This window comes from Tyzzerella sp. An114 (assembly GCF_002161055.1).
GTDB classification, from domain to species: domain Bacteria; phylum Bacillota; class Clostridia; order Lachnospirales; family Anaerotignaceae; genus Fimicola; species Fimicola cottocaccae.
In genome coordinates this window covers 1-24,915 of record NZ_NFLT01000005.1, presented here as the reverse complement: position 1 = coordinate 24,915, position 24,915 = coordinate 1, and the positions used below count along the sequence as shown (strand labels likewise).

The following is a 24,915-nucleotide window of genomic DNA, read 5'->3' as shown; positions in this document are numbered from 1 at the left end:
AAGACAACAGAAAAACCGCAGGAAATAATTCCTGCGGCTTCTCTTTATAAATATTTGCTTTATATATAGGATTTTTTTAATAATCTGCTTCTTATTGGGGGGAGAATTCAGACATTTATAACACTATAAAGCAAGTAATTATTTTTCATTTACAAATCTGTCAATTACAGAAACAAGTTCTGCTCTTGTAGCAAACGCTTTAGGAGCAAGTTCTTTATCTGTTCTTCCTGAGAAAATACCATTTTCAATACAGAAGTTCATTCCTTCTTTAGCCCATTCTGAAACTGATGATACATCATCATATTTTGCAACATGGTCTTCTGTAACTTCTGTATTCATTTCTTTATATTTAGCATACTGATAAATCATAACTGCAAGCTGTTCTCTTGTAAGGTTATCATTTGGAGCAAATGTATCTTCGCTCATTCCTGATACGATACCACTTTCAACAGCCCAAGCTATATCATTGTAGAACCAATCTGATGTTGTTACATCTTTAAACTCTAAATCTTTTGTTGCTTCAGCATTGTTATCCAGTCTATGTAATACAGCAACAAGCATTGCTCTTGTTGTATTTAAGTTTGGCTCAAATTTTCCATTGATACCTGATATAAGGTTATTTTCAACAGCAAATTCAAGACTTTCATAGAACCAGCTATTTTCTGTAACATCTGCAAAGAGAGCATCTTCTTTGTCATCTGGGTTTTCAACAAGAGGAACATCATCATCTTTAATTGTTTCACCAGGTCTTGTTGGTTTTACAGTGTAGTGTCCACCACCTGATGAAGAACTGCTTTCCTCAGTAGGAGCTTTTTCAAGTCCCTCAATTGCATTTGAAAGATTTTCAAGTAATTTTGCAACGTCTTCTTCTGATAAGTCGCCTTTTGCAAGAGCGTCTTTTGTTGCTTTTAATGTCTCTTCAAGTTTAGCATATGTATCTGATGTATAATCATCTTTATTTAATTTTTCAGCCTCTTTAACCATAGCTTCAAGAGCTTTTGTATCTCCGCTAAGTTTAAGAGTAACTTTTGCTTCTTCAACTACATCAATAGCAGCCTGTTTAACAGCTTCTATATCTTCGCCTTTAAGAGCTTCAATTGCTTTTGTATAAGCTTCACTTTCAATAAATGCAGTCCATGATGATTTTGTATAAAGTGTCTCATCATAGCTATCAATTACTTTCTGCAATTCTGCTTTAGCAATATCAAGTTCAGTAATGCTGTTTATAAGTTCTTTATATGCAGCATTAAGTTTGTCATAAGCCTCTAAAACCTCTGACTGTGTTTTTGGTTCAATAGTACCATTAAGAATTCCTTCTGCATGAGCTCTAGCATCTTTATATGCTTTAAGAAGTTCTTCATCATAGTAACTTTCATCTTTAATTTCTCCAGTTGAAGCGTAAAGTTTGCTAAGCTGTGTTGTGTCTATTTCAAGAGCACCATTTGCAACTGTAACAATTTCATAGAATACTGGTGTAACATTTTCCCATTCAAGTTTAATTGAATAGATACTGTCAAACATATATGTATAAACAGTTGTAAGAGGCTCTGTGAGAGTTCCTACTTGTACCCAGTTGTCATTTTCTTCTGAAAGAGTAGCAATATTAGCAGGGTTTGAACGTGTACCACGCACATATACTTTTGCATTACTTATTGCTGAGCTACTCTGAAGTACATTAATCTGGTCAATATGAGTTACATCTGAAAGATTGTAAACAAGGCTTCCTGTTTCACGACCTGTCATATTAGGTTTAAATGCTGTTGTTATGCTTCCGTCAATAATATTTTCTGGAACAAAATCAGCAGAAACCTCAGCTGGGTCAACTACAAAAGTAGGATTTCCATTAACAGGTACATATTCACCATCATTTATTATTATTTCATTGAGACCAATAAATCTATGTGAATAATTTGATGTAAGTTTTACACGGAGATAACGTGCATTTACTGGTGATTCAAGTTCTCCTGAAAAACTTCTAAAGTTTGGATAATTACTACTTGCCTGACCCCAACCGATTGAACCAGCTGTACTTGAATCCCATTCAGTAGCCTCTTTATTGTCAGTCATTGTTACAACTGTTGTCCATTCTCCATCTTTGTCAGCTGCAACTTCAATTAAACCATCACGAATATAGTTCTGGTTAGTGTCTGGAATAAGAGCTTCAATCTTTCTTATTTCACGTGTCTGACCTAAGTCATACATTATCCAACCATCTTTTACCTGATAACGGCTAAACACTGCACCTGTATTTACATTTCCGTCAAACCAGTTTCCTGTTGTACCAGTTTTTATAGCGTCATCCTGATTCCACTGTGGTGCAAGAGGAAGATTTGAGCTTATGCTATCAAATACTATTCCTGTTGCTTCCTCAACTGTAACTTTAAGTTCATTAAGGTGGAATGTTACAACTTCATCTGTATCATTCTGGATATATACATAACGAGCATTTACTTTGCCTTCTGTATAAGCTTTCATTTCTTCAAGGTTTGCACCTGCTTTAAGTGTAAGTGTTTCTCCACCTGTCTTATCAACAGTTATTGAACCAATTCCGCTTATACGCTCAAGTTCAAGACCAACATAGTCTCCCGGATTAAGTGTTATTTCTGATGCTTTTGATATTGTAGCTTCATTTTCTGAAACAACTCCACAAACACCTTTTAATACATCAGCATTATTTGATATAGCATGTTTTGCTGTGTCAGTTTCAGGATTAAACTCATTAACTGTTATTTCTGAGAATTTAATCCAAGCATCAACTATCTCATCATTTACCATACGCACATACTGTGCTTCAATTCCGCCAAGGTTAACTTCAATAACATCTGAACCAGACTGGCTTCCCTCAAAACTCTTTACAGGTGTATAAGTTTCACCATCAACAGAATATTCAAGGTGATATTTTTTCCATTTATCTCCATTACCATTTCCAATTACGAAACGAACGTTTCCAATCTGTTTAACTTCTCCAAGATTAAGTCCTATATAATCGCCTACAAGACTATCATCTGGATGTTCTGGATTGTTTGGTGTTCCGTCTGGGTCAAACCATACAAATGTATTGTCTTTTCCATCTAATAAATTATCAAGGGAACCTTGATGTATTTTCCAAGCTTCTGAATGAATAACTTCTGTTTTATCTTCTACATATTCATATACATCAAATTCTGAGAATTTAACCCATACATTACGTTCTTTAGTGTTAACAATACGAACATATCTAGCCTCAACACCTTCAAGGTCAACATCTGTTGTATCTTTTCCAGTTGCTTTTCCTGTTATATCCTTAACTTTAGTCCATTCTTCGCCGTTAACAGAATATTCAAGACGATATGTTTCCCATTTATCTCCACTTCCGTCACCAACAACGATATGTACTTTTCCTACTTTCTTAACAGAACCAAGGTCAAGACCTAAATAATCACCAACAAGACAAGTATCTTTCTTTGAAGTTGAAGGATTGTACCAAACTATTGTACTGTCATCACCGTCTGTAAGGTTTTTCTCTGCACCACTGTAAACAGTATATCCACTTGTTCTGTAAACAGTTCCACTGAGAGGTTTTACTTCATCAACTGGTGCTTCTACTGGTAAATTATTTATATATATTTCTCTTACACCAAGCCATTTTGCATTGTTTGCTGTGGCTGTCATTCTGATACCTTTAGCTTTAAGACCAAGGTTTTCAGCTTTCATTTCAGTTTTACTTCCTGAGAAAGTTACATCAGGAACATCTTTCCATTCAACACCATCTTCTGTGTACTCAAGTTTACATGTGCTAAATGTGTCAGCCATGTTTCCTGAACGACCTGTTGCAAAAAGAACACTGTCAATAGCTATTGGACGGTTATAAACAATACCTATATAATCGCCAGTTTTTATTTCTTTTTCAAAGTATACTTCTGATTTTTCATTACCATCAATTATATTTGAAATTGTTCCTTTTGTTGTTGCCTCAATATTTGTTATTGGTGTTGCAATAACTTTTGATGGGTCAACAGTAAGTTCAGCTATAATAGCAATTTTATCACGTATTGTTCTTAAGAACGGCATTATATGCTGTACACCAACTTCAGCATATTCAGTATGGTCTATATAACTAAAACCATGTGTTTCAGCTTCTTCCAACTGTGCCTGTCCAGCAACATAATATTCTGGAACTACTCCTGCATTGTCATTTATATAATATTCTTCAAGTGCATTTAAGAATATATCAGCAGCTTCTGTTACATTCTGCCATGTATCAAGCCAGTATACCATCTGACCTGCAAGACGTTCATTTCCACTTTCTTTATAGATAGCAGCTGCCTCCTGAAGTTTAGTAAACTCTTTACGCATTGACTCAATGTCTTCTTTTGTAAGAGTTTCATTTGCAAGTTTTTCTTTAAATTCATTAAGTTTTGGTTTAAGGTCAACAGACTCCTGAAGAACTCTTACACGACTATCCATGTTTTGGTTAATCATGTGTTTTGAAATTTCACGAAGTGCCTTTGACTCTGGTGTTTCTTTATATGTTTCATGGTCTACATATTTGAATGAGTCATACCAAGCCTGGTCAGCTGTTTCTCCATCCTCCCAAATATTCCATGAATAACAAGCATTACCGAATATAGCAACCTTTGAAGGCTCTGACTGCTGCATTGGGTTAAGCACTATACCCTGAATTTTTTCTGGGTTTACTCCTGGGTGAAGGAAATCTTTAAATCCACCCATTATAAGGTGACGTTTTGAGTTGTCTGTACATGGCCAGTTAATCCACATATATGGTCCACGTTTTACATTATTATAGAATACATTTGTAAAATTATCAGAAACTTCACCCCAAATCTTTCCACCTGTCATAACAACAGGAACTTCCTCTGGAAGATTTGACATCCAAGAAGCACCATTGTACATATACTCAACAGGACAGAAAGGAATAGTTGTCTTAAGTCCAGGATATTTTGACTGCATTTCTTCTGATGAAACCCAATCAACAAGTTCTGTCATAAGTTTAATATATAAATCTGAACCCTGATTTCCAGCATCGTCTGCAAGTACAGCTATCTGACGAACACCAGCACCCATAACCTGTTCAAATTTTGCTTTTAATATTTTAATAGTTTCATCATAATTTGAATTTGTTATAGGATTATACATAAATGGATGAAGAGCAAAAACAAACTGACATTTTGAAGCATTTCCAGCCTCTGCAAGAGGTTTTACTAATCTTTCAAGTTCATCTTGTGTATATAATTCACGCCATCTAGAATTGTGTTTAGGGTCATCTTTTGGTGCATAGAAATATGAATTAAGTTTTATTTCTCCACCAAATCTCATAAGCTCTGCTCTGTCTTCAACACTCCAAGGCTCACCATAGTAACCTTCGATAAATCCACGAGATGCAATGTCTGCCCAGTCATTAATTGAAAGAGCTCGAACTTCTCTTGTAGATGAATTTATCTGTGTCATTATCTGTTTAAGTGTTGTAAGACCATAGAAAGCAGCGTCTGTATCACGTCCAAGAACTGCTATCTGGTTGCCTTTTATAACAAGCATATATGAATCTGTTTTTTCAAGAACTGTGTAATCTGCATCTTTTACATTTTCATTGAACCAGTCATCAACTGTGTTATCTTCATTTCCATATATACCAACTAATAACTGTACATCTTCTCCAGCTTTTAATTCGTTTAAAATCATTTTTTCTGGAGTAGATTCAAGTTCTTGGTCTATTGTAAATCCTGGGTCTACAACATCATCTGGGTTAACTCCAAAACCTGGGTCAATTTCTTCTGTCACTTCTCCTTCTGGGTCTACTGTAAATCCTGGGTCAATTTCTTCTGTCGCTTCTCCTTCTGGGTCTACTGTAAATCCTGGGTCAATTTCTTCTGTTGTTTCTCCTTCTGGGTCTACTGTAAATCCTGGGTCTACTTCTTCTGTTATTTCTCCTTCTGGCTCAACTGTAAATCCTGAGTCAACTTCTTCTGTTACTTCTGTTTTATCTTCAGATACAACTGCTTCTTCAGTATCTTTTTCTAAAGATGCTTCTGTAACTGTATCTTCATTTGCAGGAGCTTCAATTACTGCATCAGTATTTTCAACTTCTTCTGTTGTTTCCTCTGAAACTTCCTCTGTTACAATTTCTTCTTTTGTTTCTTCTTTTACAGGTTCCTCATAAGTAACTGCTTCTTCAACATTTTTACTTTCAAGATTTGCAGCATCAACTGTATTCATGCTTATTCCAGCAGCACCAAGAGCATACTCTGCTCTATCAACAGTATATTCATCAATTCCTTCTTCAAAAACCGCATTAACTATTTCAGGAAGTGTCACAACACTGTCATCATAAGTGATTTCCTGCACATTAGGATAAAGTTCATAGTTATCGTCAAGAACACCGCTGGCTGTATCTGATGCAAAAGCATTTGTAGGAACAGACGAACAAACCATAGCAGCCGCTAATGTAGACGCTAACGTTCTTTTAAACTTCATAAAACCTCTCCTTTCTTTTACCCCTATGTTCGTTTAATTTTCACTCTGTATAATCCGAACTTAATTTATACAGATATTATATTTGAGAATATTGTCAGACATATTACAACTAAAACAGAATAAAAAAAAACCATGACTTATAAACACAGCCTTTTTATGACGATGTAAATAAACCACGGTTACGCCTGCTCTACCAGTAACATTCCGAAACTCAAATATTAACTTGATAAAATGTTATCATAAATTTTTTTATATTACAATAGTTAATTATTCACAATACTTGAAAGTAATATTTGTTAAAATTGTTTTAGCAAAAAACCAAACAATAAATAATTATATATGACGCAAATTAACAATATATTAATAATAAAAATCATAAATATATACAAAAACACAAAAAAACATCTCTAATTCAAAGAATTAGAGGTGTTTTTTGTGATAATATAAATTTTTAATTATTTATTCTTGGCATTAAAAAATTAAATCCTGAATTATCATTTGTAGGTGTTGTAGATTTATTTGTTTCATTCTCCTGATTAGCATCTTGTATTGTAACTTTAAGGTTCATAGGAGTATCGCCATTTCTTATTATTCTAACATCAACCTGACTTCCCACTTCCTGTTCTGCGAGAACTTCAACAAGGTCATCCATTGACATTATTTTTTTACCTGCAAAGTCTGTTATTATATCTCCTGGCTGTATTCCACCATTGTCAGCACTTCCACCATCAACAACATCTCTTACAAGAACTCCTACTGGAAGTCCATAAAGATTTGCAAGACTATCTGTTATATCACTTCCTGTAATTCCAAGATATGGTCTTGGAGCTGTTCCCTCTGTAAGAAGTGTATTTATGATAGGTACAACAGTATTACTTGGTATAGCATATCCCATTCCTTCAACAGCCTCCTCAAATGCTTTTGCAGTATTTATTCCAATAACATTTCCATTAAGGTCAACAAGAGCACCACCACTGTTACCAGGATTGATAGCTGCATCAGTCTGAATAACTTCAAGGCTTACATCGTCAACCTGTATAGTTTTTTCTTTAGCACTAATCATACCACCTGATGTTGATATTCCTTCACCTAAGGCATTTCCTATTGCAATAACACTTTCACCTTCTTCAAGACTGTCAGAGTCTCCAAATGTAGCAACAGTGACACTACTTATTCCTACATTCTGAAGGTCAGCTTTACTTACTGTTATTACTGCAAGGTCTGATTTGCTATCTGTTCCAGCAACCTGTGCTATAACGTCAGATTCAGCACCTTCGATTGAAACAGAAATATTTGTTGCTCCTTCTATAACATGATAGTTTGTAACAATAGCGATTTTTCCATCATCTTCATAGAATATTACACCAGAACCGGCTCCTTGAGCTTCATAAGGTATTGATATATTGCCATAGTATGTTGTTGTTTTTTGTGCTATTGTATTAATGCTTACAACAGAAGGTTTTACACTTTTTATTATTGAAACAATATCGTCTGAAGATTTTGAAATTGTCTGAGCTGTTGCAACATTTGTTTTTGTTCCATTATTATTTGTTGATGAAGAAGAACTTTCAGTTTTATTCTGCAATAAATTCTGCATAACTGAATATCCTGCTCCAATACTTCCGCCTCCTGCAATACTTACAACAAGACAAGCAGCTATTATCTTTTTGAATGAGTTATTTTTAAGTCTACGTTTTTTAGTTTCCTCTTTCACTGTCTCATGATAAAATGTTTCTCTTTTTCCATCATCACTTTCAACATTCATATAAATTTTCTTTGGTTCTTCTTTATTTTCATTTGTATCTTCCATTTTTGGTTCACTTTCGTTTTTTATTTCATTATCTGTATTATTTTCATTTAATAAGTTTCTTTCGTCGTCCATAATATATACCTCCTATTTAACGAGATTATTTATTCTCTCGGTTTTTGTCTTATTAATTTCTATATTTAAATTATAGGGCATATTTTTGAACATTATATGAACACAAATTAAACAATATATAAATTATACAAATCAAATAGCCTTTTTTAGTGTAAAAATAAATTCAGTTCCTTTTCCTTCTTCACTTTTAACACCTATATTTTCACCATGGGCAAGTATAAATTGTTTTGCTATTGAAAGACCTAATCCTCCGCCTTTTTTGTCCTCTCCTCTTGAGGCGTCAGCTTTATAAAATCTATCAAAAACATATTTTTGGTCTTCTTCACTTATGCCTTTTCCATTATCCTTTACAGATACAGTTATTTTACCATTATTTTTTGATGCTGTTTCAATCTGTATATTTCCACCATTTCCAGTAAATTTTATAGCATTATCAACAAGATTATGGAAAACTCTTCTGATTTTATCTTCATCAGCTTTTACAATTGTATTTTTCTCAAAGAAGATAATATCAACAGATATATCTTTTTCCTTAAATCTAGGTTCAAGTTTATCAATGCTATCTCTTATAAGCTCATTTACACTAAACTCAGTAAGTTCAAGTGTAAGATTGCTTGTTTGAGCTCTGCTAAGGTCAACAATATCATTTGTAAGTTTAGTAAGTCTTTCAGTTTCTTCCATTACAATTTCAAGATAATGTTGTTGTCTCTCAACAGGTATTGTTCCATCAAGCATAGCACCTATAAAGCCTTGTATTGAAGTCAAAGGCGACCTTAAATCGTGGGATATATTAGCTATAAAGTCACGGCGTATTTTTTCATGCTTATCAAGACTTTCAGCCATATTATTAAAACTTTCAGCCAACTGTCCAACTTCGTCATTTGTTTTAACTTCAAGTCTATTTTCAAAATTTCCATCAGCTATAACTTTTACAGCTTCATTCATTTCTAAAAGAGGCTTTGTAATTCTTCTTGTAGATATGTAAACAAGAAAAGCCCCTATAATCATAACTCCACCAAGACAAAGAGCTCCTACTCCATACATTCCCTGTATAGATTTTTGTATCTCTGGTATAGATGTACACATAAAAACTCCACCTATAACCTTTTTACCTATAAATATAGGATATCCCACAGTAAGAACAGGCTCTGGAAACATACCATTTAATTTTCCCTTTACAGTTACAACTTTTCCATCAAGGACTCCTGCTATTGCATCATCAGTAAAAGTTTGACCTACCCAATCTCTACTTATACCGGGAGTAACATTCTCTATAACTCCATCTCTGTTCATAAAAAACACACTGGCGTCAAGATATTCTTCCATAACTTGAAGTTGATATTCCAAATCATTGGCATCAAATTTTCCTGTAAAAAAATTTATTGCATACTGTTCATAAATTTTCTGTGAAATTTTCTTTCCATGGTCTATAAGCTGTTTTTCTTTAAGATTTATATAATAATTAGAGTAGGCAACAGTCAAAACTCCTGCTAAAGTAAGAAAACTTATAAAAAGGGTTCCTATATATATGAAAAGTTGTTTTGTAAGTATTGACTTTTTTATCATTGTCATTTCACCTCAAATTTATAACCTACTCCCCATACGGTTTTTACTTCCCATTTATTATCACCATTTATTTTTTCTCGTATTCTTTTTATATGAACATCAACAGTTCTTGTATCTCCTATATATTCATAGCCCCAAATTTTATCAAGAAGTTGTTCTCTTGTAAAAACTTGATTTTTATGCTGGGCAAGAAAATATAAAAGCTCAAATTCTTTAGGTGGGAAATCAACATCATTTCCATTAAAATTAACAGTATAATTAAGTGAATTTATAATAAGATTGTCAAATTTAAGTTCACCTTCATTTTCTGTATTAACTTTAGGCTCATATCTTCTAAGTACAGCTTTAACCCTAGCCACAAGCTCTTTTGAGTCAAAAGGCTTTACCATATAATCATCAGCACCAAGCTCAAGACCTAAAACTTTGTCAAAAGTCTCCCCCTTAGCTGTAAGCATTATTACAGGGACATTACTTTTCTTTCTTATTTCACTACAAACTTGATAACCATCAAGTCCCGGAAGCATTATATCAAGTATGACAATATTAGGATTATACTGTGAAAAAACTTCAAGAGCCTCTTTACCATTATAAACCTCTCTTGTATCATATCCCTCTTTCATAAGATATAAAGAAATAAGCTCTGCAATATGCTTATCATCATCAACAACCATTACTTTAACTTTATCGTTCATAAAATTCCTCCTTTTAAAAAGAGTTATTTAAGCTCAACAACAGTAACTCCAAGTTCTCCTTCTGTAAAATCTCCCTGACGGAAACTTACAACATGAGGATTTGTTCTTAAATATTTCCAAACAGCACTTCTTAAAGCACCTGTTCCCTTTCCATGTATTATAGTAATTTTCTTTAATCCTGCTAAATAGGCATCATCAATATATTTATCAATATTTCCAAGACCTTCATCAACAGTCTGTCCACGACAGTCAATTTCAGGTGATATAAACTGACTCTTTCCAGATTTTACTCTTGTTGTAATTCTTCTTGCATTGTTATCTTGTTTTTTAGGTTCTTCTCTATCATCCATCATAAGTTCTTTGAGAGGTACTTTTATTTTCATTATACCTGCCTGAACCATAACTTCTCCATTATTATCAGGAGCTGAAAGAGCTGTTCCATATTGGTCAAAGCTTATAACATAAACTTTATCACCAGCAGACAGAGATTTTAAAGGTTTATGATTAACTTTCTTACCAATAGATTTTGATGATTTTTCTTGCATTTCACCAATTTTATTTTTAAGTTTAAGTCTCTCCTCATTCATTTTCTGAGTAGATTTTGCCTTAGACTGTTTATTAAGCTCTTTTATAATTCTGTCGGCTTCCTCTTTAGCCTGAATATATACAAGTTTTGCTTCTTCTCTAGCTTTAGCAAGTATTTTTTCTCTCTGGTCGTTTATTTTTTGTTTCTGTTTTTCAACTTCTTTTTTGAGAGTTTCAGCTTCTCTTCTGTATTCTTCAGCTCTCTCCTGTTCATAAACAACACTTCTCTTGCTTATTTCAAGGTCTGTTATAACGTCTTCAAGGCGTACATCTTCCTTATCAATAAACTCTTTAGCCATATCTATAATATAATCTTGAAGTCCAAGTCTTTTTGATATGGCAAAAGCATTACTTTTTCCCGGTATACCTATAAGAAGTTTATATGTTGGTCTAAGAGTCTCAACACTAAATTCACAGCAAGCATTTTCAACACCATCTGTTGACAGTGCATAAACTTTAAGCTCACTATAATGAGTTGTAACAGCAGTTCTTATGCCCTGTTTAAATAAATACTGTATAATAGCCAAGGCAAGAGCCGCTCCCTCTGTTGGGTCTGTACCTGCTCCAAGTTCGTCAAAAAGTACGAGAGAATTTGAAGTCACTTCCTCAAGTATCTTTACAATATTGCTCATATGTGCTGAGAATGTTGATAAACTCTGTTCAATACTCTGTTCATCACCTATATCAGCAAAAACATTGTCAAATACAGCTAATTCAGAGTTATCAAAAGCTGGTATATGAAGACCAGACTGTCCCATAAGTGTAAAAAGTCCCAATGTTTTAAGAGCAACAGTTTTACCACCAGTATTAGGTCCTGTTATAAGAAGTGTTGTAAACTCTTTACCTAAATATATATCAATAGGTACAACTGTACTATCATCAAGTAAAGGGTGTCTTGCCTTTTTAATATTTATATAACCTTTTGTGTTAAATACAGGCTGTGTTCCTCTCATTGATATTGAAAGATTTGCTTTTGCAAATATAAAGTCAAGTTGTGTTAAAACTTCAAGGTTAGCTTCAAGAATTGGACAATTTTCAGTGACCATTTCTGAAAGATACGCAAGAACCTTGTCAATTTCTTCTTTTTCTTTAGCTTGAAGCTCTTTTATTTTATTATTCAACTGAACAACACTCATAGGCTCTATAAATATTGTTGAACCTGTGTTTGATTGGTCGTGTATCATTCCTGGAAAACTACTTCTATATTCAGCTTTAACAGGGACGCAATATCTGTCATTTCTTATTGTTATAACAAAATCCTGAAGCATATTTCTGTAAGCAGAAGAATTTATTATACCATTAAGCTGGTCACGGATTTTATCATTTGACACACGAATTTCTTTTCTTACATTTCTAAGACCTACACTAGCATCATCTGCGATTTCATTTTCAGAAACAATACATCTTGTTATCTCATTTTCAACCTTTGGTAAAAGCTCTATAAGCATAAAAAGTCCATCAAGAATTTCATAGCTTTCAGCTTTATTTTCATTTTTTGAATAATTTTTGGCTTTTCTACAAACATACAAAAATTCGCCTATGTTCATAAGTTCTTCTATTGATAATGTTCCACCCATTCCGGCTCTTTTAAGCTGTGGACGAATTTCTCTAAGACCACCTAAAGAGAGACTTCCCTTTCTCATAGCCATAGAAACAGCCTCTGTTGTCTCTTTCTGCCAATTTACAATATCACTAACAACCACAGAAGGCTCTAAAGATGCAGCTTTTTCCTTTCCCATAGGAGATACAGCCATATCTGTAAGTTTTTTTATAATTTTATTAAACTCAAGTGTTCTAAACGCTTTTTCATTCATAAAAATTTACCGCCTTATATTTTAATTACATAGTTGATTATATCATAAATTTATTTTTAAATCCTTAAAAAGAAATTTCAATTTAACCTTATAACAAATACATAAAATTTTTGTTTATATTTTTTACATAGAGGTATATATATTATTATTAAATATATAGGTGAAATAATATTCTAAATGCTATTTTTGTAAATTATAACAAAAAATTATAGTAAAATTTACATTATTCTATTATAATTAACACATAATTTAATGAACTTAAAAATATGTTTTTGATTGGGGGAATTTTGATATGGAAAAAAATTTTTCAAGGTATGATATAAAGTATCTTGAACTTTTATCACACAAATATTCTAACATAAACATGGCAAGCTCTGAAATAATAAATCTTCAGGCAATATTAAATCTTCCTAAAGGTACAGAGCACTTTGTTTCTGATATCCATGGAGAATATGAGTCTTTTAATCATGTTTTAAAAAACGCATCGGGAGTTATAAAAAATCATATTAACACTATTTTCGGAACAAGCATAAGAGAAAGCGAAAAAAAAGCTCTTGCAACACTTATATACTATCCTGAAGAAAAAATTGACAGAGTTGCAAAAACAGAAACAGACATGAAAGACTGGTATAAAATAACACTTTACAGACTTGTAATAATATGTAAAGTTATTTCTTCACAGTATACACGCTCAAAAGTAAGAAAAGCTCTTCCAAAAGAATTTGCCTACATAATAGAAGAACTTCTCCATGAAGATGGTGTGGGAAGTAATAAACAAATGTATTACAGCGAAATAATCGACACAATAATAAGACTTGACCAAGCAGACAGATTTATAGTTGCAATAGCTGAACTTATACAGCGTTTAGCGATAGATTGTCTTCATGTAATAGGCGATATATATGACAGAGGACCAGACGCTGCAAAAATAATGGATATACTTGAAAACTATCACAATGTAGATATACAATGGGGAAATCATGATATGTCTTGGATGGGAGCTGCTGCTGGTTGTCAAGCTCTTATATGTAATGTAATAAGAATACAGGCAAGATATGCAAATTTAGGAACAGTTGAGGAGGATTATGGTATAAATCTTATTCCTCTTGCTACTTTTGCTATGGAAAAATATGCTGATGACCCTTGTACATCATTTACTCCAAAAGTTTCTGCTGATACATATATAAGCGATAAAGAGTCAAATCTTATAGCAAAAATGCATAAGGCAATATCTGTAATACAATTTAAAGAAGAAGCAGCCATAATAAAAAGACACCCTGAATTTATGATGGATAACCGCCTTCTTTTAGATAAAATAAATTATGAAAAAGGCACAATTATTATTGAGGGAAAAGAATATAAAATGAACGACACAAACTTCCCAACAATAGACCCAAAGAAACCTTTTGAGCTTACTGTGGAAGAACAAGAAGTTATTGATAAAATAAAACTTTCATTTGTAAACAGTCCAAAACTTCAAAAACATATAAGAACACTTTACAGCAACGGAAGTATGTATAATATATGCAACTCAAATCTTCTTTTCCATGGTGGAATACCAATGAACCCAGACGGAACATTAAAATCTGTAAATTTCCGTGGAAAGAAATATTGTGGTCGTGAATACCTTGACGCTGTTGATAGAACAGTTCGTGAAGGATATTTCAGCAAACCACATACACCATCAAAAAGACTTTGTTTAGACCTTATTTGGTATTTATGGTGTGGTGAGGACTCACCTCTTTTTGGAAAGAAAAAAATGACAACCTTTGAAAGATATTTTATAGATGATAAAGAGTCTCACAAAGAAATAACAAATCCTTATTATCAGTTAAGAAACAAAGAAGAAGTATGTAAAATGGTTTTATCTGAATTTGGTCTGGACCCTGAAAAATCTCATATAATAAATGGACATGTTCCTGTAAAAGTTTCAAAGGGAGAAAGCCCAATAAAAGCAAATGGAAAACTTTTTGTAATTGATGGTGGTTTTGCAAAGGCATATCAAAAAGTTACTGGAATAGCAGGATACACACTTATATATAATTCTCACGGTTTACTTCTTGTATCCCATGAACCTTTTGAATCAATGGAAATTGCCATTGAACAAGAAAAAGACATACATTCATCAACAGTGGCTTTACAATATTCAAATGAAAGAATAAGAGTAGTTGACACAGATATAGGAAAAGACATTAAAAAAACAATATCTGACCTTGAAAATCTTTTATATGCTTATCAGACAGGTATTTTAAAAGAAAGTGTTCTATAAAAAATAAAAAGCTGGGATTTACCCAGCTTTTTTTATTTTAAAATTTCAGATTTTTTAATTAATATCATTCTATTTATGTACAACAATGAAAGTGTACAATAAAAAACAATGTTTATAAAAGCAATAGCTGTATTTCCAACTACACTAGCAAAAAATATATTATCACCAAATATAGTTGACACTATATAGGTAAAGGCATTTGAAATTCCATATTGAATTATATATATTACTATAAGATAAAAAAGAGTTTTAAACCATTTTCTTCTTACTGTTTTCATACTATTAAAAATAGCACTTAAAGGATTACTGTTATCTATAATTATAGAATATGGATAAAAATAACAAGCTATACCAAAATATAAAGCTGGAAAAATAAGAATAGAACCTAAAAATATTAAAATAATATATAAAAATGCTCCTATAAGAAACATTCCACCCTTTTCAAAAGATTTTGATACAGCAGCTTTATAATTTATATTTTTTCCATAAACATAGTTTAAAACTACAAAAGCAACAGCCATTAAACCTAAAGGCTCAAAAAAATATTTAACAACAATATAAAGTATATTATATAATACATAATCTTTAGGAAAAGCCTCAATACCTATATTTTGTATATTTCTTGCCAAGACATCAAAATTTATATCCATAAGAGAGCCAACCATAAATTGATTTATAACTCCAAGAACAAGGCTTATAGGAAAAAATATTATAAAGAGTATAAAAGCAAAAGTTTTAATATTATCTTTATAAATTTTCATTGCCATATTAAAAAGCTGTTTAAAATTCAGCTCATACTCACTAAGTAAGTCAATCAAATAAAACACTTCCTTTCAAATAAAATTACAAATTTAAAAAATCTTCGCAAATAATTATACTATTTTTAGTAGAAAAAAGTCTACATATAATTGATATTATATATTTTATATTATAAAATCTATTTATCAAAGGGGGTATAAACATTGAAACTTAAAGGAAAAAGAGTGCTTGTAACAGGTTCATCAAGAGGTATAGGAAAGGCAATAGCTTTAGCCTTTGCAAGAGAAGGCTGTGAAGTAATATTAAACGCATCAAAAAGCGGCTACGAAATGGAAAATGTGGCTGATGAAATAACAGAAAAAGGCGGTATATGTAGAACATTTATGGCTGATGTATCAGACTACTCCCAATGTGAAGATATGTTTGAAACTATTGGAGATATAGACATACTTGTAAATAATGCAGGCATATCATATATGGGACTTTTCTCTGATATGAAACCAGAAGACTGGGAAAGAGTTATGGCTGTAAATATAAATTCAGTATTTAACTGTACACATATTGCTATACCCTATATGGTTAGAGAAAAATCAGGAGTAATAATAAATATATCTTCAATGTGGGGAGATAAAGGAGCTTCCTGTGAGGCTGTATACTCTGCATCAAAAGGTGCTGTAAATTCATTTACAAAGGCAATGGCTAAAGAGCTTGGTCCAAGCGGTATTCGTGTAAATGCTATAAGCTGCGGTGTAATAGATACAAAAATGAATGCATGGTTGAATGATGAAGAAAGAGCAGAACTGGCAGATGAAATTTCACTTATGCGTTTTGGAAATTCTGATGAAGTTGCAGAATTAGCAGTTTTTCTTGCCTCTGAAAAATCAGAGTTTATAAACGGTCAAATAATAACAATAGACGGCGGAATGTTTTAAATTTTAAAAATAAAAAAGTACCCTTATGATAAGGGTACTTTTTATTTTTTATCTTTCTCCTAATTTAAGACTAGGAACAGCGTTAAGGTCAAGATTATCTCTTATACCTTTTATATATTCATAATATCCGGCAGAACCTATCATAGCTGCATTATCTGTACAGAGTATAGGTGCAGGTATTGAGAGATAAAGTCCGTTTTCTTCACAAGCCTTTGTTAAAGCTTCTCTCAAAGCACTGTTTGAAGCAACTCCTCCAGCAAGAGCAACTTTTCCTGTACCCTTTTCTTTAGCAGCTTTTATTGTTTTAGCCACAAGAACCTCAACAACGGATTTCTGGAAACTAGCTGCAACATCTTCTGGCACAATTTCATGTCCCATCATTTTTTCTTTATTAACATAGTTTAAAACAGCAGATTTCAATCCACTAAAACTGAAATCATAGCTGTCTTCCTCAAGAAATACTCTAGGGAACTGTATAGCATCAGGGTTTCCCAATTTAGCCGCCTTATCAATTTTAGGGCCTCCTGGATAACCCATTCCAATTACCCTAGCAACTTTATCGTAAGCCTCTCCTGCTGCATCATCTCTAGTATGTCCCATAATCTCATATTTTCCATAGTCCTCAACATAAACAAGATGAGAATGTCCACCTGAAACAACAAGAGCCACATAAGGTGGTTCAAAGTCTATATTTTGAATATAGTTTGCTGAAATATGTCCCTCAATATGGTGCACTCCTACAAGAGGCTTTTTAAGAGCATAGGCAAGAGCTTTTGCCTCTGCAAGTCCAACAAGTAAAGCTCCTACAAGTCCCGGACCATATGTTACAGCTATTGCATCAATATCATCAAAAGTAGTGTCAGACTCTTTTAAAGCTTCTTTTATAACAGCATCAATATTCTCAACATGTTTTCTTGAAGCTATTTCAGGCACAACACCACCATAAAGTTTATGTAAATCTATCTGTGATGAAATTATATTGGAAAGTACATATCTACCGTTTTTTACTACTGCCGCTGCTGTCTCATCACAAGAGCTTTCAATGGCAAGTATCAAAACGTCATCTTTATCCTTAATCATTTTTCCCTCCTGAATTTTTTAAAAAATAAAACTTATAATCCTTTAGTTATTATATCCTTTATCTTCTTTCTGTCAAAGCGTTCATTGTCTCTTTTTGTTGGGAACTCTATTTTATATGACATTTTAAATATAAACCTATTAAGTATCATTATAGCTACAATTCCTATTGATAAAACAGGAAAAATATAAAATGTAAAAGCTCCACCAACAGCGTATATACTTTTACAGAGAACCATAAAAAAACTACCCATCATGTAATATATATATGTATATCCAGAAACATTCAAAGCTTGACATATATTATATCCAAAAAATATAGCTAAAGGAACACTTCCTATAAAACTTATAATATAAATTATAGTTCCTATAATAAGTGCAACAGGTATTCCAACAACAGATATTGTAAATAAAAAGAATAGTGCCAAAGCCAATATATATATAACATTTCCAAAACCTATAACTTTAACAGGCTTTTTAATAATAATCATTGTACCTTGTTCAGCCTTATTTTTAAATATAAACAGCAAAATAAGACCTATTACAACCTGAAAAATTCCCGAAACGAAAATAAGTGCCATTCCGGGAAATTTTCCAAGGGTTAAAACAATCTCTTCAAGTCCAAGGGCTATAACTATTCTTTCAGCTATAATAACAATACCTTCACTGAAATTTACAATGCCTGAAGGATAATCAGCAATAAGTCTTAAAAAAAGTATTCCTGCAACAAGTGCAGCATATATAATTATTCTGTTAAAAAATTGAAATCTGTTATTATCATTCATTTATCATCAGCCTTATTTTGTGTGCTTTTTGTTTCTGAGAATAATAAACTGGGCAGCACATATAACTGTGAGTATAGCAAAAATAATTCCTACTGAATTTGCAATTGTACTTCCTGCAATACCTAAAAAAGTATCGGCAGCATCTTTTATAATTTCGCCCTGCTCTGCAATTTTAACAGAAACAGGTATAAGTTTTGCAACACTATCACCAATATAAGGATTATTTATAAGTGATGTCATTAAAGGTTCTCTATAAAGTACAAGTAAAGTTCCTGTACCAAATAAAATTGAAAATGTTCCCCATATAGCTCCTGCAATTTTACTTCGTACAGAGTAATTAACTTCATATTCCTCATCAGAAAGTTTCTTAATCTGAGCCATTACATTGTATTCAAAGTCAGCTGGTGCTTCAAAATCAGGCAAAAGTTTTAAATCTCCCATAAGAGAATCATAAATATAAAAACTTTCTTTACATTCACTACACACCAAAAGGTGACTGTTAAGCTCTTTAGCATCTTTTTCGGATAATTCACTATCCATATACTTCATCATAAGTTGTTCAGCTTCACTGCATTTCATTTTTTTGTCACCTTCCTTCTTTTCCTGTCAAAATGTCTTTAAGCATTTTTCTTCCTCTAAAAATTCTGTTCTTAACTTTCGACAAAGGCTCTTTTGTTATATCAGCTATTTCCTGATAGGAAAGTCCCTGTTTATGAAAAAGCACAATAGGAATTTTATACATATCAGGTAAAGAGTTTAGAGCATTTTCAATACTCATTTTTTCCTCTTTCTCTATATATTTACTTTCCGGAGTATCTTTTTCAGGTAAATCATATACCATATCATCAATACTTACAGTCTCATGTTTTTTCTTTCTTCTATAATCTATAACATGATTTGTGCTTATTCTTATGAGCCATGTTGAAAATTTAAACTCAGGCTGATATTTATCAAGATTTTTAAAAACCTTTATAAATATTTCTTGTGCAAGGTCATTTGCCTCCTCTGTGTCATTAACCATTCTTAAGACAACAGAATAAACAAGATTTTTATATCTTGTTAAAAGCTCGGCAAATGCGTCATTATTTCCCTCTATGGACATTTTTACTAATTCATAATCGTCAGTTTTTTTCAACATAGCTACCCCTTTTTGAGCCTTAAATCCAACTCATTTTATAATACGTTAAATATATTTTTCAGTCTGTTATTTTTCAGGGAAAAACAAAGTTTTACACATTCTGTCTTCACCTAAAAGAGTATTTTCAAAAATGCTTTTTGCATTATCCAGAAAAAGCTCAGGCTCTGAAATTGAAGGACTAAAATGAGTAAGCCATAACTCAGAAACATTTCCCTCAAGGGCAAGTTTTGCCGCCTCGGAAAAAAGCATATGTTTATTTTCAATAGCTTTAGATTTCTTTTCATTTTCGCCATACATACCTTCGCATATAAAAAGGTCAGAGTTACTTATAAATTTTGAAATTGAATTAAGTGGTCGGCTATCTGTACAGTATGACACAGATATTCCCTTTCTAGGTTCACCCATAACCATATCAGAAGTAATAATTTTTCCTTCAAATTCAATTTGTCCTTCTCTCTGTATCAAAGACCAAAGATTTCTTGGAACTTTTAAAGCAGATGCTTTTTTAACATCAAACTTACCTTTTCTTCTCACATCAATTCTATATGCGAAACATTTTATTGTGTGGTCAGCCTGTGCTATATTTATATAAAAATCATTTATAACTAATGGTTCTTCCTTCGGAGTATCAATTTCAACAAATTCTATTGGAAAAGGTATCTCCGGAGCAATACGCATAATACCTTCAACGATATGTTTAAGACCAGAAGGTCCTACAAGTGTCAAAGGCTCTATTCTTCCTGAATTTCCTATTGTAAGGAGCATACCGGGAAGACCTGATATATGGTCTGCATGATAGTGAGTAAAACATATTACATCAATAGCCTTAAAACCCCAACCAAGACTTTTAAGGGTGACCTGTGTACCCTCACCACAGTCTATTAAAAGAAGTCTTCCATTAAGACGAGCCATCATTGCAGTTAAAAATCTTGACGGCATAGGCATCATACCACCTGTGCCGAGAAGAGCTATATCTAGCATTTAAAATCATTCCTTTTGTTTTATTAAAATATAAAAATCCCAACAAAAGCCGAAGCAATTACTATAAAAATAGGATTTATTTTTGTTTTTGAAAGTAATATAAAAGACACTAAAAATATAATAAAAGATAAAGGCTTAAAGGATTTAATATAGTTATATATACCATTAAATTCTGTCTGTGAAAATATTTCCTGAATACCTATTGAAAAAGCTGAAGCCATTATAAGACCAGCAGAAGCCGGCTTTATACCATTCATTATATTTTTAACAGCTTTAGTTTCAGAAAATTTTCTAAAAAACTTTGAAACAATAACACTCATTACAACACACGGAAAATATATTCCAAATGTTGCAAGTATTGCACCTAAAACTCCTGTATTTTTAAATCCAACAAATGTTGCTAAATTTACAGCAATAGGACCGGGAGTAATCTGTGATATAGCAACTATTTCTGTAAAATCTTTTATTGACATCCAATTATATTTTACAACATAATCCTGCAAAAAAGACATCATGGCATAGCCACCACCATAACAGAAAAAACCTATTTTCATAAAAATCAACATAATAAAAAGGGACTCAATCACTATTTTCACCCCTTTTCAGAAAATAGATATAGCCTAACAATCCTGAAACTATAATAGCAAAAACAGGAGATATATCAGAAAACATCATAAATCCAAAAACACCTAAAAATATAATCATCTGAAAAATATTTTTTACAGAAGAATTAAACATTTTAAGTACAGAAGCCAATATAAGAGCAAATACAGAAGCTCTAACTCCAGCCATAGCCTTTTGTACAACAACCATGCTTTCAAGTTTCTCAAAGGCTGCGGCAAATAAAGTTATAATAAGAAATGCAGGAAAAACAATACCTAAAGACGCCGCCAAAACTCCCATAATTCCACATACACGATAACCTATAAAAACAGATGTATTTATAGTTATTACACCGGGGAGAGATTGTCCAAGAGCCATACAGTCAAGAATTTCATCATCATTTATCCATTTTCTTTTTTCAACAATCTCATATCTCATTACAGGAACCATTGAATAGCCTCCACCTACAACAAATGTTCCAACTTTAGCAAATGAAATCAAAAGTTGAATACATACCTTAGGTTTATTCATGGCATTTCATCTCCATAAGTCTTCTCTCAACATCTTTTATATATTGAATTTGAAGATTTCTTATATTCCATAAATGTTTTGCCAAAAATCTTTTTATAGGTTTTTCAACATATATTTTTTTGGAAAACACAATTTGAGTGCGGTTATTTTTAAGAGGATAAAAACTACCTTCCCATATTCCCTTAAAATTTTTATTTATAATTTTAAGTTTATAATATCTGTATTTATTTTTTTCAAGTATTTTAAAAATATTTACATTTCCATTTTTATAGTATTCAATAAATCCTTTGCCACCCTCTGTAATCTGAATATGCAAAGTATCACTACGCCAATCACAAGATTTAATATCAGTGATAACATTCCAAACATCTTTAAGATTAAAATTAAATATATGGCAAATTCGAGAAGACATACATTTTTCCACAAAATCTCATTCCTTCCTGTATACTTAAAATATTTTAACATAAAATACTTTTTTTTAATAGTACAAAGGATTAAATAAGGTATTTTTATAATTTTTACAATTATTTTTCTATATCCATAGTATCCATTTTTTCTCTACTGACACCAAATTTTTCTCCCTTTTTAAGCCAATAGGAAGTAGAAGCCTTCAAAAACATTGATTTTGTTATTGGCATTGTCACTTTAAAAGTTTTTTTACTATTTTTAACAATAGCCTTTGAAAAACTTTTTATTTTCATATTAACAAATAATTTAAAAGGTGTATCCATTATAGCCTCACCACTACCTATACAAAGTACACTTCCAAATTCAAAACCACACTGTTCTGAAAATATTTTTACAATTTCAACAGCTGTATCATTTTGAAAAGGCTCCATAAAACCACAATTTATAATAACATTAATTTTAGGTTTATTTTTAATTTCAGCTTTTTCAATATCTTTAAAAAGCTGAAGAAGTATAGAAGGAACACCATCTGTATAAAGAGGAAAAACAAACAAAACATTATCTGTATTTTCAAATTCAGCACATATTTTATCATTATCCCTACGACAAACAAACTCAGTAATATTAAATTTTTTAGAGTTAATATTTTTAAATATTTCTATTAATTTTTTTGAATTTGAAACAGCAGCACGAGGGCTTCCATTTACAATAATCATTTTTTCCATTTTTCCACCACCTTTTTAACTTCATTTTCAACATTTTCTCTATCTGTAAATATTATCTCATAATCATAAAAACTCATATTTTTTGAATTTCTATCAACAAGTTTTTCAAAAACTCTTTTTTCACTATCAGATTTTGCACCATAAGCTATTATAAAAGCTTTTTTAGGAACAACATCTCTCTGGAAGTGATGAGTTTCTCCTTTATAAAGTCTTATAAAAGCCTTTTGAACTGGTAAAGACCTTTCCATAAGATTTTTGACAGGAGTATCATAACAGCCAAATTTCACCCTTGAAACATAAACAATAAAATCAGTTTTTGCTATTTTAGTGTATATAGATACAGCATCATCACGAATTATACATTTTCCCGGAGTTTTTACCCAACAACAAAAACACCCTTTACAATTATTTATATTTTTAGAATTCAAATCAACATAATCAATATTTTTATTAATAAAATACATTTCATCCATAGTTAAATCTGTTATTACCAAAAAATCACTTCCTCTCAAGTTTCATATAATAAATTTATGTAATAAAAAAACCACAAGGCAAATATACCTTGTGGTTACAAAACTAGGGTAGCAGGATTTGAACCTGCGGATGACGGAATCAGAATCCGTTGCCTTACCGCTTGGCGATACCCCATCGCATATAAATAAAAAAACTACATTTATAAAAAATATAGTTTGTAAAGTGCAGTCGAGGGGACTTGAACCCCTACCCAGAAACCCGGACTAGATCCTTAGTCTAGCGCGTATGCCAATTCCGCCACGACTGCATATTAAATTAAATGAATTAAAAAATTGAAATCGGGGTGACAGGATTCGAACCTGCGACCTCCTGATCCCAAATCAGGCGCTCTAGCCAAGCTGAGCCACACCCCGGCAGCAACTTAATAATTAAAAACTAGGGTAGCAGGATTCGAACCTGCGGATGACGGAATCAGAATCCGTTGCCTTACCACTTGGCGATACCCCATTATTAACTTAACCTTCGTTTTTTAAAAGAAACCTGGGCTGATTGGATTCGAACCAACGAATGCAGGAGTCAAAGTCCTGTGCCTTACCGCTTGGCGACAGCCCAATATATGGTAAATTTACAGGATTTTAAAGGTAAGTAAAAAGCGCGAAACGGGATTCGAACCCGCGGCCCTCGCCTTGGCAAGGCGATGCTCTACCACTGAGCCATTCGCGCATATAATATAACTTGATGCAGTCGAGGGGACTTGAACCCCTACCCAGAAACCCGGACTAGATCCTTAGTCTAGCGCGTATGCCAATTCCGCCACGACTGCATATTAAGTTAAAAGTGAGTCATCCGGGGCTCGAACCCGGGACACCTGGATTAAAAGTCCAGTGCTCTACCAACTGAGCTAATGACCCATAAAGTAAAGGGTGGATAGTGGGATTCGAACCCACGGCCTCCAGAGCCACAATCTGGCGCTCTAACCAACTGGGCTATACCCACCATAAGTTAAAAGCTTGTATAACTTTTAAGAAGTCGGGGTGACAGGATTCGAACCTGCGACCTCCTGATCCCAAATCAGGCGCTCTAGCCAAGCTGAGCCACACCCCGTTATTAATCCCGGCGACCACTTACTTTCCCAGGCGGCTTCCCACCAAGTATCATCAGCCGTTCAGGTCTTAACCGTCGTGTTCGGAATGGGAACGGGTGTGTCCCCTGAACGCATCATC

At 32.7% G+C, this 24,915-nt stretch carries 18 protein-coding genes, 10 tRNA genes and 1 rRNA gene; 2 read left to right on the top strand and 27 right to left on the bottom strand.

Going from position 1 to position 24,915, the window contains the following annotated elements; genetic code table 11:
* Nucleotides 1–138: 138 nt before the first annotated feature.
* The 5 genes from B5E58_RS05890 to B5E58_RS05870 form a co-directional block, all read right to left on the bottom strand.
* Nucleotides 139–6,471 (bottom strand): beta-N-acetylglucosaminidase domain-containing protein, encoded by a 6,333-nt coding sequence (locus tag B5E58_RS05890; protein ID WP_088108764.1) that lies wholly within the window; start codon nt 6,469–6,471, stop codon nt 139–141.
* Between the two features lie 451 nt (nt 6,472–6,922).
* On the bottom strand, nt 6,923–8,353 hold the full coding sequence (locus tag B5E58_RS05885) for a S1C family serine protease (RefSeq protein ID WP_088108763.1): 1,431 nt from the start codon (nt 8,351–8,353) through the stop codon (nt 6,923–6,925).
* Between the two features lie 132 nt (nt 8,354–8,485).
* The gene (locus B5E58_RS05880; protein WP_158097682.1) at nt 8,486–9,919 is read right to left on the bottom strand and encodes a sensor histidine kinase; all 1,434 of its coding nucleotides are present in this window, start codon (nt 9,917–9,919) and stop codon (nt 8,486–8,488) included.
* A gap of 2 nt (nt 9,920–9,921) precedes the next feature.
* Nucleotides 9,922–10,611, bottom strand: a complete 690-nt coding sequence (locus tag B5E58_RS05875; protein WP_088108761.1) for a response regulator transcription factor — start codon at nt 10,609–10,611, stop codon at nt 9,922–9,924.
* A gap of 23 nt (nt 10,612–10,634) precedes the next feature.
* Entirely contained in the window at nt 10,635–13,010 is a 2,376-nt protein-coding gene (locus B5E58_RS05870) for an endonuclease MutS2 (RefSeq protein ID WP_088108760.1), read from the bottom strand.
* 292 nt (nt 13,011–13,302) lie between these two features.
* Between B5E58_RS05870 and B5E58_RS05865 the strand changes: the two genes are divergently transcribed.
* Entirely contained in the window at nt 13,303–15,279 is a 1,977-nt protein-coding gene (locus tag B5E58_RS05865; RefSeq protein ID WP_088108759.1) for a fructose-1,6-bisphosphatase, read from the top strand.
* A gap of 32 nt (nt 15,280–15,311) precedes the next feature.
* On the opposite strand, the gene B5E58_RS05860 is transcribed toward B5E58_RS05865, so the two are convergent.
* Nucleotides 15,312–16,097, bottom strand: coding sequence for a hypothetical protein (locus tag B5E58_RS05860; RefSeq protein WP_088108758.1), 786 nt, complete (start codon nt 16,095–16,097; stop codon nt 15,312–15,314).
* Nucleotides 16,098–16,241: 144 nt separating this feature from the next.
* Here B5E58_RS05860 and ymfI point away from each other — a divergent pair, with 144 nt between their 5' ends.
* Nucleotides 16,242–16,970: an elongation factor P 5-aminopentanone reductase gene (gene ymfI, locus B5E58_RS05855; protein ID WP_088108757.1), complete on the top strand. Its 729-nt coding sequence runs from the start codon at nt 16,242–16,244 to the stop codon at nt 16,968–16,970.
* Nucleotides 16,971–17,018: 48 nt separating this feature from the next.
* Here the strand turns inward: ymfI and tsaD are convergent, their stop codons facing one another.
* From tsaD to rrf, 21 genes are all read right to left on the bottom strand, one after another.
* Nucleotides 17,019–18,050, bottom strand: a complete 1,032-nt coding sequence (gene tsaD, locus B5E58_RS05850; RefSeq protein WP_330395613.1) for a tRNA (adenosine(37)-N6)-threonylcarbamoyltransferase complex transferase subunit TsaD — start codon at nt 18,048–18,050, stop codon at nt 17,019–17,021.
* A gap of 32 nt (nt 18,051–18,082) precedes the next feature.
* Nucleotides 18,083–18,832 (bottom strand): hypothetical protein, encoded by a 750-nt coding sequence (locus tag B5E58_RS05845; protein ID WP_088108756.1) that lies wholly within the window; start codon nt 18,830–18,832, stop codon nt 18,083–18,085.
* A gap of 12 nt (nt 18,833–18,844) precedes the next feature.
* The gene (locus tag B5E58_RS05840) at nt 18,845–19,411 is read right to left on the bottom strand and encodes an anti-sigma factor family protein (RefSeq protein ID WP_088108755.1); all 567 of its coding nucleotides are present in this window, start codon (nt 19,409–19,411) and stop codon (nt 18,845–18,847) included.
* Between the two features lie 7 nt (nt 19,412–19,418).
* Complete coding sequence (locus B5E58_RS05835) at nt 19,419–19,970, bottom strand: RNA polymerase sigma factor (RefSeq protein ID WP_088108754.1); 552 nt, start codon at nt 19,968–19,970, stop codon at nt 19,419–19,421.
* Between the two features lie 66 nt (nt 19,971–20,036).
* Nucleotides 20,037–20,951, bottom strand: coding sequence for a ribonuclease Z (locus B5E58_RS05830; protein ID WP_088108753.1), 915 nt, complete (start codon nt 20,949–20,951; stop codon nt 20,037–20,039).
* Between the two features lie 23 nt (nt 20,952–20,974).
* Complete coding sequence (locus B5E58_RS05825; protein ID WP_275532717.1) at nt 20,975–21,517, bottom strand: chromate transporter; 543 nt, start codon at nt 21,515–21,517, stop codon at nt 20,975–20,977.
* A 13-nt stretch (nt 21,518–21,530) separates the two neighbouring features.
* A complete protein-coding gene (locus B5E58_RS05820; protein ID WP_088108751.1) occupies nt 21,531–22,085 on the bottom strand; it encodes a chromate transporter in 555 nt (184 codons plus the stop codon).
* Entirely contained in the window at nt 22,078–22,497 is a 420-nt protein-coding gene (locus B5E58_RS05815) for a hypothetical protein (RefSeq protein WP_143597241.1), read from the bottom strand. The genes B5E58_RS05820 and B5E58_RS05815 overlap by 8 nt, the downstream gene beginning before the upstream one ends.
* A gap of 112 nt (nt 22,498–22,609) precedes the next feature.
* Nucleotides 22,610–23,218 carry a hypothetical protein gene (locus B5E58_RS05810; RefSeq protein ID WP_088108749.1) on the bottom strand — a complete coding sequence of 203 codons (609 nt, stop codon included), beginning with the start codon at nt 23,216–23,218 and terminating at the stop codon, nt 22,610–22,612.
* Nucleotides 23,206–23,712, bottom strand: a complete 507-nt coding sequence (locus B5E58_RS05805) for an NAD(P)H-dependent oxidoreductase (RefSeq protein ID WP_242956612.1) — start codon at nt 23,710–23,712, stop codon at nt 23,206–23,208. The genes B5E58_RS05810 and B5E58_RS05805 overlap by 13 nt, the downstream gene beginning before the upstream one ends.
* 82 nt (nt 23,713–23,794) lie before the next feature.
* Nucleotides 23,795–23,866: transfer RNA gene (locus tag B5E58_RS05800), tRNA-Gln, on the bottom strand.
* 49 nt (nt 23,867–23,915) lie between these two features.
* Nucleotides 23,916–23,999 (bottom strand) — tRNA-Leu (locus B5E58_RS05795).
* A gap of 31 nt (nt 24,000–24,030) precedes the next feature.
* Nucleotides 24,031–24,105 (bottom strand) — tRNA-Pro (locus B5E58_RS05790).
* Between the two features lie 22 nt (nt 24,106–24,127).
* A tRNA-Gln gene (locus B5E58_RS05785) sits at nt 24,128–24,199 on the bottom strand.
* A gap of 33 nt (nt 24,200–24,232) precedes the next feature.
* Nucleotides 24,233–24,304, bottom strand: a tRNA-Gln gene (locus B5E58_RS05780).
* A 39-nt stretch (nt 24,305–24,343) separates the two neighbouring features.
* A tRNA-Gly gene (locus B5E58_RS05775) sits at nt 24,344–24,415 on the bottom strand.
* 16 nt (nt 24,416–24,431) lie between these two features.
* Nucleotides 24,432–24,515: transfer RNA gene (locus B5E58_RS05770), tRNA-Leu, on the bottom strand.
* A 15-nt stretch (nt 24,516–24,530) separates the two neighbouring features.
* Nucleotides 24,531–24,603 (bottom strand) — tRNA-Lys (locus tag B5E58_RS05765).
* A gap of 11 nt (nt 24,604–24,614) precedes the next feature.
* Nucleotides 24,615–24,688: transfer RNA gene (locus B5E58_RS05760), tRNA-His, on the bottom strand.
* Between the two features lie 33 nt (nt 24,689–24,721).
* Nucleotides 24,722–24,796: transfer RNA gene (locus tag B5E58_RS05755), tRNA-Pro, on the bottom strand.
* A gap of 7 nt (nt 24,797–24,803) precedes the next feature.
* A 5S ribosomal RNA gene (gene rrf, locus B5E58_RS05750) occupies nt 24,804–24,915 on the bottom strand; the annotation flags it as partial.

Excerpts from the sequence above, each read along its gene's own strand:
- B5E58_RS05865 (WP_088108759.1), top strand. The coding sequence starts at position 13,303 with ATGGAAAAAAATTTTTCAAGGTATGATATAAAGTATCTTGAACTTTTA.
- B5E58_RS05890 (WP_088108764.1), bottom strand. The coding sequence starts at position 6,471 with ATGAAGTTTAAAAGAACGTTAGCGTCTACATTAGCGGCTGCTATGGTT.
- B5E58_RS05810 (WP_088108749.1), bottom strand. The coding sequence starts at position 23,218 with ATGGAAAAAATGATTATTGTAAATGGAAGCCCTCGTGCTGCTGTTTCA.
- B5E58_RS05820 (WP_088108751.1), bottom strand. The coding sequence starts at position 22,085 with ATGAATAAACCTAAGGTATGTATTCAACTTTTGATTTCATTTGCTAAA.
- B5E58_RS05875 (WP_088108761.1), bottom strand. The coding sequence starts at position 10,611 with ATGAACGATAAAGTTAAAGTAATGGTTGTTGATGATGATAAGCATATT.
- B5E58_RS05845 (WP_088108756.1), bottom strand. The coding sequence starts at position 18,832 with ATGAATGATAATAACAGATTTCAATTTTTTAACAGAATAATTATATAT.
- B5E58_RS05835 (WP_088108754.1), bottom strand. The coding sequence starts at position 19,970 with ATGTTGAAAAAAACTGACGATTATGAATTAGTAAAAATGTCCATAGAG.
- B5E58_RS05840 (WP_088108755.1), bottom strand. The coding sequence starts at position 19,411 with ATGAAATGCAGTGAAGCTGAACAACTTATGATGAAGTATATGGATAGT.
- B5E58_RS05830 (WP_088108753.1), bottom strand. The coding sequence starts at position 20,951 with ATGCTAGATATAGCTCTTCTCGGCACAGGTGGTATGATGCCTATGCCG.
- tsaD (WP_330395613.1), bottom strand. The coding sequence starts at position 18,050 with ATGATTAAGGATAAAGATGACGTTTTGATACTTGCCATTGAAAGCTCT.
- B5E58_RS05880 (WP_158097682.1), bottom strand. The coding sequence starts at position 9,919 with ATGATAAAAAAGTCAATACTTACAAAACAACTTTTCATATATATAGGA.
- B5E58_RS05825 (WP_275532717.1), bottom strand. The coding sequence starts at position 21,517 with ATGTTGATTTTTATGAAAATAGGTTTTTTCTGTTATGGTGGTGGCTAT.
- B5E58_RS05870 (WP_088108760.1), bottom strand. The coding sequence starts at position 13,010 with ATGAATGAAAAAGCGTTTAGAACACTTGAGTTTAATAAAATTATAAAA.
- B5E58_RS05885 (WP_088108763.1), bottom strand. The coding sequence starts at position 8,353 with ATGGACGACGAAAGAAACTTATTAAATGAAAATAATACAGATAATGAA.
- B5E58_RS05815 (WP_143597241.1), bottom strand. The coding sequence starts at position 22,497 with ATGTCTTCTCGAATTTGCCATATATTTAATTTTAATCTTAAAGATGTT.